This is a genomic window from Enterococcus florum (assembly GCF_004309355.1).
GTDB classification, from domain to species: Bacteria; Bacillota; Bacilli; order Lactobacillales; family Enterococcaceae; genus Enterococcus_A; species Enterococcus_A florum.
This window is the reverse complement of sequence record NZ_BJCC01000031.1, coordinates 11,354-23,949: the sequence shown is the minus strand read 5'-3', so window position 1 is coordinate 23,949 and position 12,596 is coordinate 11,354. Positions and strand designations below refer to the sequence as shown.

Annotated in this window: 9 protein-coding genes; 2 read left to right on the top strand and 7 right to left on the bottom strand. The window is 44.7% G+C overall.

The window, feature by feature from the left end; genetic code table 11:
• Positions 1 to 12: 12 nt before the first annotated feature.
• Complete coding sequence (locus NRIC_RS15785) at positions 13 to 687, bottom strand: hypothetical protein (protein ID WP_146623674.1); 675 nt, start codon at positions 685 to 687, stop codon at positions 13 to 15.
• Positions 688 to 1,158: 471 nt separating this feature from the next.
• On the opposite strand from NRIC_RS15785, the gene NRIC_RS15780 reads away from it, so the two are divergent.
• Positions 1,159 to 3,540 carry a phosphoketolase family protein gene (locus tag NRIC_RS15780; protein ID WP_146623673.1) on the top strand — a complete coding sequence of 794 codons (2,382 nt, stop codon included), beginning with the start codon at positions 1,159 to 1,161 and terminating at the stop codon, positions 3,538 to 3,540.
• 63 nt (positions 3,541 to 3,603) lie between these two features.
• Positions 3,604 to 4,008, top strand: coding sequence for a nucleoside-diphosphate kinase (gene ndk, locus NRIC_RS15775; RefSeq protein WP_146623672.1), 405 nt, complete (start codon positions 3,604 to 3,606; stop codon positions 4,006 to 4,008).
• A 116-nt stretch (positions 4,009 to 4,124) separates the two neighbouring features.
• Here ndk and allD read toward each other — a convergent pair whose 3' ends face one another.
• The 6 genes from allD to NRIC_RS15745 form a co-directional block, all read right to left on the bottom strand.
• Positions 4,125 to 5,189 carry an ureidoglycolate dehydrogenase gene (gene allD, locus NRIC_RS15770; protein ID WP_146623671.1) on the bottom strand — a complete coding sequence of 355 codons (1,065 nt, stop codon included), beginning with the start codon at positions 5,187 to 5,189 and terminating at the stop codon, positions 4,125 to 4,127.
• Positions 5,179 to 6,414, bottom strand: coding sequence for a dicarboxylate/amino acid:cation symporter (locus NRIC_RS15765; RefSeq protein WP_146623670.1), 1,236 nt, complete (start codon positions 6,412 to 6,414; stop codon positions 5,179 to 5,181). The genes allD and NRIC_RS15765 overlap by 11 nt, the downstream gene beginning before the upstream one ends.
• A 19-nt stretch (positions 6,415 to 6,433) precedes the next feature.
• Positions 6,434 to 7,366 carry a carbamate kinase gene (gene arcC / locus NRIC_RS15760; RefSeq protein ID WP_146623669.1) on the bottom strand — a complete coding sequence of 311 codons (933 nt, stop codon included), beginning with the start codon at positions 7,364 to 7,366 and terminating at the stop codon, positions 6,434 to 6,436.
• 5 nt (positions 7,367 to 7,371) lie between these two features.
• Positions 7,372 to 8,616 (bottom strand): MFS transporter, encoded by a 1,245-nt coding sequence (locus NRIC_RS15755; RefSeq protein WP_146623668.1) that lies wholly within the window; start codon positions 8,614 to 8,616, stop codon positions 7,372 to 7,374.
• A gap of 66 nt (positions 8,617 to 8,682) precedes the next feature.
• Positions 8,683 to 9,495, bottom strand: a complete 813-nt coding sequence (locus NRIC_RS15750) for an oxamate carbamoyltransferase subunit AllH family protein (RefSeq protein WP_175580133.1) — start codon at positions 9,493 to 9,495, stop codon at positions 8,683 to 8,685.
• Positions 9,485 to 12,490 carry a bifunctional FdrA/YlbE family protein gene (locus NRIC_RS15745; RefSeq protein ID WP_146623666.1) on the bottom strand — a complete coding sequence of 1,002 codons (3,006 nt, stop codon included), beginning with the start codon at positions 12,488 to 12,490 and terminating at the stop codon, positions 9,485 to 9,487. The genes NRIC_RS15750 and NRIC_RS15745 overlap by 11 nt, the downstream gene beginning before the upstream one ends.
• Positions 12,491 to 12,596: the final 106 nt, after the last annotated feature.

Genomic DNA, 12,596 nt, shown 5'->3' with positions numbered 1-12,596 from the left:
ACGTCAATCCTGCTATGAATTCAAAAAAGTCTGAACATTTTTGTAATCGTGGACCAGCTTAAGCATTTCCCGTCTAGTTTTGTGCGTGCTTTCAGTGCAATCGACCTCACCCACACCGTCCATTCCTGCCAGCAATCCATTCAGCACGGTGTTCGCCGAAATTGCATCCGCACCATAAATAATAGACAACTGCGGATAGTCTTTTTTCAGCTGTCTGATCAGCTGCTTTTGCTCCGCAGAAGGATCATTAAAAATAGTTTCTGCTGCTCGTTTATTGGCAAATTTCCATTTTAAAATGTCTAAATGGTCCAATAAGGCTGCTGACAGGTCGTATGGATTTTCCGTACGCAGCAAGGTCAAATACTGCAGCGCTTGAGCTGCCTTCAAAACTTTTTTTAATTGATCGGAAGAACCGGTTTGGTCGAGGATCAAAAGATCTGCGCCCTCTTTTTTTAACCGTTCAAGCTCCTTGATCGAATGCTCCTCAAAGACGACACCAAGCAAAAGCCGGTTCGTTGCTTGGTTGATTTTCGCAATATCTCTCGCACAGGCAGTAAAAATTGCATCGATGCCAAGCTCAGCTATCTTTTGATCAATCAGCACCGCATGTTCAACCGCTGCTTCCTCTTTCCATAAAACCTGTGAGTTGACACAGTAAAAGGGAATGCTTACTTGCTTTTTTTGCATAGTTTTTCTTCCTTCCAATCCATATTGGTGAAAATAATCACAAATAAAAGCAAAAAAAATTGCTTTTTGTTTGTTCAGAAAACGGATTCGTCCTAGGAGGTTTTCTAATTAATTTCGTATTATTCCATAGAAAATTTTTTTCGTCAACCCTTTTTGTGAAAATATTAACAACGAGTTTGCTTGTCTGATGAATCTGCCCCATCTTGACTGATTCTCATTTTTCCAGCCAAAATGACTTTTTTGTATGGCGCAAATCTTTTGCAAATTATTTAATTAAGGTATATTATACCCGTTATTTTAAAATAGTTTATTCTTAGCTATAGCCAATATAGGTAATATAAAAAGCAATTACTAATATCTAGAAATTACAAAAACCTGTTTTTTTACAAAAAAATAGTTTACAAGTTCACAAGATAAAGGTATATTATACCCAAACAATAAAAGTAAATTTTACTACAAAGGAGATCTATCATGACAACTACGTTCGATTCCAAAGACTATCTTGCAAAGGTCGATGCCTGGTGGCGGGCCGCCAATTATATCTCGGTGGCTCAAATGTACTTAAAGGACAATCCTCTATTGCGCCGGCCCATTCAAAAAGAAGATGTGAAGACCCATCCGATCGGTCACTGGGGCACCATTTCCGGCCAAAACTTTTTGTATGCACACTTAAATCGGGCCATCAACAAGTATGATCTGAACATGTTTTATGTGGAAGGCCCTGGACATGGCGGCCAAGTGATGGTGTCCAACTCTTATATCGATGGCAGCTATACAGAGATTTATCCTGACTACACAGAAGACGAAGAAGGCTTGAAAAACCTGTGCAAAGTCTTCTCTTTCCCTGGCGGAATCGCTTCACATGCGGCACCAGAAACACCAGGCTCGATTCATGAAGGCGGCGAACTTGGCTACGCATTGTCTCATGCGACGGGAGCCATTTTAGACAATCCTGAAGTAATTGCCGCAACAGTTGTCGGAGACGGCGAAGCGGAAACAGGGCCTCTAGCAAGCGGCTGGTTTTCCAATGTCTTTATCAATCCGGTCAATGACGGTGCGGTCTTGCCGATCCTTTACCTGAATGGCGGCAAAATCTCCAATCCTACAATTCTTTCCCGCAAATCCAACGAAGATTTAGCAAACTATTTTGAAGGGATGGGGTGGAATCCGTATTTCGTTGAAGGCACAGATCCAGAACAAGTGCATCCAGCGATGGCTGAAACCTTGGACGCTGTGATTGAAGAGATTCAAACAATTCAAAGCGAAGCCCGTAAGAGCGATGCGAAAGAGGCAGCGATGCCAAAATGGCCAATGATCATTTTCCGCACGCCAAAAGGCTGGACTGGCCCTGAAACCTGGGATGGCGAACAAATCGCTGGGACCTTCCGAGCACACCAAGTGCCGATCCCAGTGGGATCTGAGCATATGGAACACATTGACAAATTAGTGGCTTGGTTGAAATCCTACCGTCCAGAAGAGCTGTTTGACGAAAACGGCAAAATCGTTGAGGAACTAAAGGCCCTCTCGCCAAAAGGCGACAAACGGATGTCTACCAACCCGATTACCAACGGTGGAATCGATCCAAAACCGATGAAGATGCCGGATTGGAAACAATATGCAATTGACACCTCGACACCAGGGGCTGTAATGGCACAGGATATGATTATTTTTGGGCAGCAGGCACGAGATATGGTGATCGAAAACCCAACCAATTTCCGAATCTTTGGACCAGACGAAACCAAGTCCAATCGTTTAAACAAAGTCTTTGAAGCGACAGATCGTCAATGGCTGGAGCCAAAAGACAGCACCGATGAGTGGCAATCCTCCGTGGGGCGTGTCATTGATGGCCAATTGTCCGAGCACCAAGCAGAAGGCTTTTTGGAAGGCTATGTACTAACAGGACGTCATGGGTTCTTTGCCAGTTACGAATCGTTCTTGCGCGTAGTAGACTCGATGTTAACGCAGCATTTCAAATGGATGCGCAAAGCCAGTGCCCATGCGTGGCGTAAAGAATACCCTGCCTTGAATGTGATCGCAACGTCTACTGTGTTCCAACAGGACCACAATGGCTACACCCACCAAGATCCAGGGGTATTGACCCATTTGGCTGAGAAGAAACCGGAATTTATTCGGGAATATCTGCCAGCAGATGCCAACAGCTTGATGGCGGTTATGGATAAAGCGATGCAGGACAAACAAGTCATCAATTTGATCGTATCCAGCAAACATCCTCGTCCGCAATTCTATTCAGCGGATGAAGCCGAAGAGTTGGTAGAAAAAGGCTTGAAGGTCATCGATTGGGCCAGTACCGATGATGGCGGCGAACCTGATTTGGTGATTGCCGCAGCTGGAACCGAGCCTAACCTGGAAGCTTTAGCAGCGGTTTCGATCTTGAACAAGCAGTTCCCTGACTTGAAAATCCGCTTTATTAACGTGGTGGATCTTTTGAAGCTGCGCCACCCAGAGGTTGATCCGCGGGGATTGAGCGATGAAGCATTTGATGCACTGTTTACAGCAGACAAACCGATCGTCTTTGCCTTCCACGGCTATGAAGGCATGATTAGAGACATCTTCTTTGATCGTACCAATCACAATATTCATATTCATGGTTATCGGGAAAATGGCGATATCACCACCCCATTTGATATGCGGGTCTTTAGCGAAATGGATCGCTTCCACTTGGCACAAGATGCAGCAAACGCCGTATTAGGTTCCCAAGCAGCAGCATTTTCTGCTAAAATGGATGAAACACTCCAATACCACTATGACTATATTCGTGCCAATGGAACAGACATTCCAGAGGTTGAGAATTGGCAATGGGAAGCATTAAAAGTCGCTGTTCTTCAAGGCTAACAGCATTCGGAGGTTTAGTGTAAGCTAAACCTCTTTTCTATCACATAAAAGGAGATGAACAACATGGAACAAACCTTAGTCATTATCAAACCAGACGGCGTGAAACGAAAACTAACAGGCAGAATCATTCAACGGTTCGAAGATAAAAATCTGCTAATCAAGGAAATGTATCAAGGAATAGTGACCGAAGCAGTAGCCAAAGAGCATTATGCCCATTTACAGGACAAACCGTTTTTCCCTGATTTAATTGCTTATATGACATCAGGTCCAGTCGTTTTTCTTCTATTAGAAGGCACAGATGTCATCGCTCTAGTCAGACAACTGTTGGGCGCTACCAATGTGCTGAATGCAGCTGCAGGGACCATTCGCGGTGATTTTGCCAGCAGTACGACTGAAAACATCGTTCACGCTTCCGATTCGAAAGAGAGTGCTGAAGTAGAGATCCAACGCTTTTTTTCTCATTTATAATGCCATTTAAAAAGGCCTGTTCCTTCTCATTGATAGGAACAGACCTTTTTTTCTTAAATCAACTTCGTATCGCCCCATCTTCACAATGATTCGATACGTATCTCATCACGCTCTATTTATTTCGCAAAGGAATCTTTGCCGCTAAACTGATCGTAGTGGACATCTGGACTGATCAGGTATTGATAAATCGATGTAGCGATCGGGATTCCCTGCTGCATGTACTTCTCATAGGTGATCTGAGCCAATTCCCCAGGATATAAAACTTTTTCAACGCCTGGAGCTGGAGAGGTCTGATGCAGCTCCTCCACCATTTGATCGATTTTTTCTTTAAAATCGTCAAGATCCGTGAACCGTTTAGGATCGATCATTAAAAACACTTGCCCTAGATTTCTCTTTTCGGTCAAATCGGTGTACATAGAAGATACCTGTTTACCAAATGGCAAGCCTAACAGCGTCCCTGCTAAAACGTCAACCATCATCATTAAGCCGTAGCCTTTTGGTCCAGCAATCGGCAATAATCCTTTGACTTCATAGGGATCCGTAGTGGCTTTCCCTTGATCATCAACTGCCCAGTGGCTCGGAATCTGTTCGTTCTTAGAACGCGCATCTAAAATCTTGCCCCAAGCTTGCACACTCGTCGCCATATCAAACACCACAGGCGGTGCTTCTTTGCGTGGCGCAGAAAAAGCAATTGGGTTGGTGCCAAAATAATTGTCACTGCCGCCGAAAGGCACGACCATCGGATCTGATTGACACATAGCGATACCGATAAGATCTTGTTCAGCTGCCTTTTTCACATAATAGGAAAGGGCGCCACTGTGACTCATCTTTGACACACCGACAAGAGAAAGACCGGTGTCATGTGCCAGCTTGATCGCTTCTTTTAACGCTTCATCGCAAACATATTGCCCAATCCCATTGTCTCCATGGAAAATTCCCGTAGCCGGTCCGGTCTGCTCAAGGGCCAGCTGCGGTGTCAAGGTAACCCCGCCTTTGCTGATTCGTTCCGCATAATACTCGACACGCACTGCGCCATGGGAATGGATACCGCAAGCATCCGCAAATACTAAATGCTTTGAGACCTCATTTGCTTGTGTGTTGGGCAACCCTGCTTTAACCAGCTTTTGTTGAATCAAGTCGAAAAGTCTTGCCGCGTCGACCACCTCTACCTCATTTTTCATTTGCGGTGCTTCCTTTCTGGTTGAATGTCTCATAGCTGATTTCATTAACAGATTTTGCGACGATAATGGCCGAGTAAACATCTGAATTCACGTTCAAGATAGTACGCAGCATACCGACAAACCATTCTACTCCAGCAAAGATCGCAATACTCTCGATCGGCAAGCCCATTTGAGGGACGATGATCGCCAGTGAAACCAAGCCGGCTCCAGGAACGACAGCATTGGCCAGAGAAACAAAGGTTGCTGTGATCGCCAAATAGATCATTCGTTGTACATCAAAATCCATTTGATACATTTGAGCGATCGTCATAACCGTAATGCTCATGTGCATCGCTGATCCGTTGCTATTCAAGGACATTCCTAAAGGCAATACAAGGTTCGTGATACGATCCCCCAAACCCAGCTGTTCACGTGATTCTTCCATCGCAATCGGTAAAGTGATTGCAGAGGAGGTCGTTGCTAACGCCATGATCGACATATTCTTCATGTTTCTGACCAATCGAATAGGATTGACTTGGCAATAAAGACTGATCACCAGTACCCACAAGCCTAAGAACAGCAATGTTCCTAATCCGTAAACCAGCAAATACTTCATTAACGGCAAAATGATCTGAATCCCTAAATTACTGATCGTCGAAGAAATCAAAGCGAAGATTCCAACAGGCGCCAAGTACATCACATAGCGAATAATCATAATAATAACTTCATTAAAATCTATGATCGTTTGAAACAAGAGTGACTTCGGATGGCTGTCCATAAATTTGCTGAGGGCCAATCCAAAGAACAATGCAAAAACAATGATTTGAATAATCGAGCCTTGCGCAAGTGATTCAAAAATATTTTTTGAGAAAAAGCCTGTCAAGGTCTCCGTTAGGGAAATTTCTTGTGCCTGTATCGACTGGTCTGACAACCCATCGATTGCTACACCTCTTCCCGGACTTAAAACAACCGCCATCAGGATGCCCCAAGCAGCCGCCAGTAAAGACGAAACACCAAATACAATGATGGTCCGTATCCCTAAACTGGTCAGCTCTTTGGCTTTGATCCCACCCACTGCCTGAATGATTTGACCCAAAACAAGAATGGGGATCGCCATTTGCATCAACTTTAAGAAAATATCTCCGATTATTTTTAGGTGCACTGCTGCACTTGGCAGCAGTAACCCAAAAACGATCCCAACTAAGACAGCGATCACGATTTGTGTAATCATCGAAACTTTTTTCATGATGAACTACCTCACTTATCTAGCCGCTTACTACTGTCGTTCCAGCACCTTCTTTGATTCTTTTCAAATTCTCAATTGAAGTGATGATCGCTTTTCTTCGGGGATTGTTCTTAACAAACGCAATCGCTGCTTCAATTTTCGGCAGCATACTACCTGCCGCATAGTGTCCCTCAGAAATATAAGATTCTGCTTCCGAGACACTAATGGTTTCTAAAGCTTTTTGTTTTGGTGTATTGAAGTTGATATAGATATTGTCCACTCCGGTAAGAATGATCAGCTGATCGGCATCGATGTTTTCGGCCAAGACCTTTGCTGAAAAATCTTTGTCATTGACTGCCTCTACCCCTTCAAAACGGTCTTCCTTCAATACCACAGGAACGCCGCCCCCACCAGCACAAACCGGTAAGATTCCGCCAGCCACCATCTGCTGTACTGCTTTTTTCTCTACGATTTCTTGCGGCATCGGCGAAGGTACCACTTTTCGGTAGCCTCTGCCAGCATCTTCTTTAAAGACAGACCCGTCCTTTGTCTCGTTTACCGCCTCATCCTTTGTATAGAAAGGTCCGATAGGCTTGGTTGGGTTTTTAAAGGAAGGATCTTCTTCATCCACACGTACCTGTGTGATCATTGAAACCACAGGCATCTCGATATTTCTTCGCAAAAACTCATTGGATAGCGCATTTTGAATCCAATAGCCGATACTGCCTTCTGTCATGGCCACGCAGGAATCCAATTTCAATGCTGGATTCTTTTCCCCATTTGCAGCTTTCTGCTGTAAAAGCAAATTACCGACCTGAGGACCATTCCCGTGACAGATGACCACCTGTTCTCCAGACTCAATAAAATCAGCAATGTATTTTGCCGCCTTCTGAACGGTCTCCTTTTGAGCCTGATCAGAAGGATCCTTTTCTAAAATCGCATTTCCGCCTAAAGCAATTACATTTAAACTCATCCTGATTACTCCTTCGTGTCTTTTGCTAATACTGCGAACAACAACAATCCGATCACTAGCAACCCGCATGCGAGGTAGAAACCAACTTGCATCGAACCTAGTGAATCTGCCAAAAATCCGGTGATGTAAGGCGCTAAGATAGAGCCAGACATTCCGATGAAATTGTAGGCACTTAACGTTGTGGAAAGAGAGCCTGCGGGTGCATTTTTGGTTACGTATGCAACAACGATTGGGTCAAGCGCTAGTTTTCCAGTCAATCCATACAAAATCAGTACAGCGATCAACAATGTCCGGTCTGTCACAAAAGCAATCGAGAAAACGGATAAGATCGCCAGCGGAACCAGCAGATACACTAATTTTTTAGTGCTTCCTGATTTGTCTGCGATACGGGCAAAGATTAGTGCTCCTGGAATCGAAGCCCACGGAACAAGAGAAGAGATGAAGCCAACACTGGTTCCGGCAAAGCCCCGCTCAGCAATCAAGAAGGACGGCAGCCATGTGATGATTACGAAATTGGCATAAATACTGGTAAAGCAAAGGATGAATGCTGCCAATAGATTTTTGTTTGAAACGATCGATTTGAATGAAACCTTGTTTTCAACTGGTTTTTGTTCTGCTGTTTCTTGAACGGCTTGATCTTCTGGGCGAATCACGCGTTCTTTCAGCATTGTGAAAAATAGAATCGCAACGATAATGGTAGGAATTGCCATGATATAGAATGGCCGACTCCAGTGTTCTCCGTTATCCAATACTAATTTACTAGAAAGCAGGTATCCGCCGGAGGTCCCGAAGGCCATTCCGCTGTTGATGATCGCTGTCCCTAAAGTTAATTTGCTTTTGGGGATCGATTCAGTGGAAAGCGCGTATTGCGGACCATAGTAGGCACCTTGTCCGATCCCGGCGATCGCCCGAATGACTAAGAACATGACAAAGGTAGTTGCTAAGCCGCTGAAGAAAGTCATTGCCCCCATTAACAAGAACCCGACTGTGATCACAAGTTTCCGGCCGATTTTATCACCGACTACACCGAATGGTACCTGTGCTACTGCATAGGTTAGAAAGAAGATACTATTTGCTAACCCTAATTGAGTGTTGCTTAATCCAAATTGTTCTCCTACGACACCCATGATCGGATTAAAGATCGTTCGTGTGGCATACATTAATATCCAACCGACAAAAAAGATCGCAACGACTTTGATCCAGTACGTATCACTGACCTTGACTGCTTTTTGTTGTTTTGTATTTTCCATGGTTTTTCTCCTTTTCTTTCGTGTTCAAGAAGACCGAACAAGCGGCAAACGTTGGACTGGCATCGTTTATTTAATAATTGCTTTGAGTCCCAGCAAAAGACCAAAACCCATGTCTTTGCCGGAAGTGTGTCCAATACGCAATACTTGCTTGACTGCTGCTTGAAGCGTTTGGCGATCCGCCTGTGCTTGGATCGCAGAATACAGCTGATAAATAGGGGAGCTGACATAGCCTTTTTGACAAGCCCACAAATAATTTTGACTGACTGCAGTTGTTGATAATTCCTGGTCAAGGACGAGCGCCAACTCCTGCGCTCGCTCTTGCCAGAAAAGATTCATGATGAACAGATAGGCTACTAGCAGATCGTCGCCGCTAGGGGTCAAGCCCTTTCCTCTGCCGATCAGATACTTTTTGATTTCAGTCCAGTCGGGTCTTTCGTCATTGACCAGTTGTTGGAGATATTTCTCGGCTTTGGCATCTATCACCAATCCAATTTTTGAAGCAAGTGCTTCTGACTCCAACAGCTCAACCAATTGCTTCAAGTAAGCTTTATCCACTGGCAACGGATTGGTTTTGAGTATCCGTAGTTCCATGTTCGATAAAGACAGTTTGTACACACCCTTTTGATCATAAAAGGTGAGCTGGTCTTGCTTTATTTTGACGACATTACCGACTTTGGCAAATGGATGAAGCTCTTGGAAAAGCGGATCAGGCAGGAAAAAACCAAAACTTGAAAGATAGTTGTGATAGTTTCCTACGTTGATCAATTGTTTTCCAACTGCGATGTTGAAGGAATGTTCAAAATCGCTGTGAACCTTTCCGATTTTCCCGTACTGATCCAACGGCACGAGGTATGGACTGATCATTGGTTTATTCCACATCGATCCCCAACTCTTTTGCATAAGCTTCAAGGGCCTTTTCAAAACAGCCAAGAGGAGCCCGAACGGTCCCAGCACCAACTTGTCCTACACCAGCATCCTTGTGGGCGATCCCTGTATTGATGATCGGGGTCACACCCGTTTCGACAACTTTCCGAATATCGATCCCCAGACAGCTTCCTTGGAAATCCCAGGTTGGGATCGTCCAGGTTGGATTGTGTCCTTCGCAAATTGTAGCCATCTCATTTGAAATATCCAAGGCATCCTGGAAGCCGCCAGCACCGACGAAGCGTGTAACTCCTGGTGCAGCTACCATCGCCATGGCTCCGACACCAACCGTTTCCGTAATCGCACTGTCTCCGATATCTGGATTGCCGTCTGCTTCAGTAAAACCAGTAAAGTACAGGCCTTTTGGCAGATTCACAGGAGCTGTGTACCAATCATCTCCAGTTTCCGCGATACGTACTCCAAAGTTGACCCCGTTTCGTGTCATGGTGGTGACGATCGTTCCTTTCGTATCTTTCCGTGCACAATCAACGATCGCTTTTCCTGTAGCCATCATAATATTCAAGAAGAATTGATCTGTGTCTGCCAAGAATTTGACGACATCGTATTTTTGTTGTTCATCGATCGGCAGTTCGATAATCAATGGCGAGATTTCTTTTAAGAAATTCAGAGAAGCCGCAATATTTCGTTGGTGGAACTCATCCCCCATCGTGATCGAACGCGCAATCAGCACGCTTAGATTGATCCCATCCTCCGATTTTGCCAAAGCCTGTGCAATGGTTGGGCCTAATACATCACGCATCCAGCCTAAACGCGTGACAACTTCTTCCGAGTAAGCCCCAAATCGCAAGACTTTTCCGATCCCTTCGTTCATCGTACAGTAAGCGCGTGAACCGTCTAACCGGTTTTCTACGACTAAAACAGGCATGTTTGCGGATGTGATCCCGCCCATCGGCCCAACTGCTTGAACGTGGTGGCAAGGAATAAAACGAACTTCGCCATTTTCCAGAAGCTTTTGGACTTCTGTTTCATCTTCGCCCCAGCCTTCGAACAACGCTGCTCCTAGACAAGAGCCCTTCATCGGTCCTGTCATTTCTTCCCAGCGGATTGGAGGCCCTGCATGCAGCAAGGTTTTTTGTGCTTCATTTAATTCGGGGATCACCGATTTTGCTGGTACCACATCAACCAGAAACGGCTGTGCATTTTTCATTTTTTCAGTGACCTTTTGATTTTCTTCTTCGATTTTCTCCGCGTAATCGTCCAGGGCATTTAAGATCTTGATCATTTTCTTATTGCCGCCGGCTCTTGGACGCCAGTTGAACTGCTCTGATTTTCCGCCGTATTCTTGAATCGATTCGTTGAAGCTTTGCAGGCCAACGTTGATGATCCGCGGCTTCGTGTTCAACAGCTCCATCACTTGTTCGCTGACAGCAGGTACGGTTACAGTTTGGCCAGTATACGCAACAACTTCTTTGTCTTCTTCCGTTAATTCAATGCCTTTCAATAATAAAGCCAAGCGAACTGCTTTTGCATTGCTTTCTTCTACAAACACCCCTGCTTCTTTAAGGCGAGCAACAGTTTGCTGGTAATTTTGCGGGTCCTTTTCAGTTCCGACAACGGTAGCTACAAAGTACAATTCCCGGTTCTCAGCGGCTGCTTTTGCCTGTTCCTCTTGAATAGCTGGCAAAAGAGCACTTGCCATATCCGGGTGAGCTCCATAACCTAAAACAACATCGAAAAGAATAATTCCTGTTGCAGCATCTTGCGCGTATTCATGAATCTTGTTGATCCGTACTTCTGGGTCGATCATTGGGTGTGGTTTCCCTTGTGTGTAAATGTCATCGCCTAAGTCAATCACATCGTACCCATGAGATTTTAAGATATAACCTTCTTGCTTGATCAGCCCTTCCAAATTCAAGGCTTCAGAGATCATCATGCCTGCCTCAGCAGCCAGTGTTCCGCCTGAATATAAGCCCTTCACCACTTTGTTTTCATCTAAAGAAGCTCCCTCTGGTTTGCTCATCGGGTCAAAATAATTTTTCTTGACAGCTTCTTCATTGGCTAAGTCAACTGCGATTCTAGCGGTTTCTTCAAGAGTATGAGCCAAGTAAACTTTGCCTTCATGAGCAGTTGGTTTTTCACCCAAGAAGATGGCTACTACTGGTTTGCTGATACTTTGAAGCAGTTGAACCACTTCATCTCGAACCTCTTTTGCAGGCGGCTTTGAAATCACACAAATCACGTCTGTCGGCTCATGGTTTTCCAAAGCGACGATGGCATCCTTGACGGTTGTTGCCCCTACTTTGTCACTTAGATCTCGTCCGCCTGTTCCGATGGCGTGTACCACACCGTTTCCTAATCGGTCAATGATCGTCGTCACTTCTTGAATGCCGGTACCTGATGCACCAACGACGCCGATATTACCGGGGGAGACCACATTAGTGAAAGCGACTGGGATACTAGAGATAATCCCTGTCCCGCAGTCGGGACCCATCATCAGCAGCCCTTTTTCGTGGGCCAATTTCTTCAAACGAACCTCATCTTCAATAGCAACATTGTCGGTAAATGAAAAGACATGCAAGCCATTTTTAAGTGCCGTTTCCATCTCAGCAGCTCCGTATTCACCAGGAATACTGAACAATGCCACGTTCGCATCTGGCAGATGCTCCATTGCTTCCTGCCATGAGCTTGCAGCTTTTTGCGTCTCTTGATTGTTTGAAGACAAATCATTTAAAAATTCATTGACTGCAGGCAGGACCTCATCCATAATCTGTTGGTTTTCGCTGTCGACCACAATCATTAAGTCGTTTGGTGAGGCTGCCTTAGCCTCTTCTGTCAGCAGATTGGTGTTGTTCAAAATATCTTTATTGGCATCTGTCCCCATCATAATCTGGCTCATTTGAACGTCTGCTAATTCGTTGATACTGTTTGTCAGCAACATGAGATTGATCGAGTCTTGATAATTATTTTTTAAAATAACTGTTTGTAACATAATGCTCCTCCTTTTGTTTTGCTTTACACGTTTATTGTAACGATTTCTGTTTGCGTTTTCATTGGTCAATAGTCTAAAATAGAAGTATGAATTTTATCCAAAAAGT

Bases quoted from the DNA above. Each gene is read 5' to 3' on its own strand.
- arcC (WP_146623669.1), bottom strand. From the start codon at position 7,366: ATGAGTTTAAATGTAATTGCTTTAGGCGGAAATGCGATTTTAGAAAAG.
- NRIC_RS15780 (WP_146623673.1), top strand. From the start codon at position 1,159: ATGACAACTACGTTCGATTCCAAAGACTATCTTGCAAAGGTCGATGCC.
- NRIC_RS15745 (WP_146623666.1), bottom strand. From the start codon at position 12,490: ATGTTACAAACAGTTATTTTAAAAAATAATTATCAAGACTCGATCAAT.
- ndk (WP_146623672.1), top strand. From the start codon at position 3,604: ATGGAACAAACCTTAGTCATTATCAAACCAGACGGCGTGAAACGAAAA.
- allD (WP_146623671.1), bottom strand. From the start codon at position 5,189: ATGAAAAATGAGGTAGAGGTGGTCGACGCGGCAAGACTTTTCGACTTG.
- NRIC_RS15765 (WP_146623670.1), bottom strand. From the start codon at position 6,414: ATGAAAAAAGTTTCGATGATTACACAAATCGTGATCGCTGTCTTAGTT.
- NRIC_RS15785 (WP_146623674.1), bottom strand. From the start codon at position 687: ATGCAAAAAAAGCAAGTAAGCATTCCCTTTTACTGTGTCAACTCACAG.
- NRIC_RS15750 (WP_175580133.1), bottom strand. From the start codon at position 9,495: ATGTGGAATAAACCAATGATCAGTCCATACCTCGTGCCGTTGGATCAG.
- NRIC_RS15755 (WP_146623668.1), bottom strand. From the start codon at position 8,616: ATGGAAAATACAAAACAACAAAAAGCAGTCAAGGTCAGTGATACGTAC.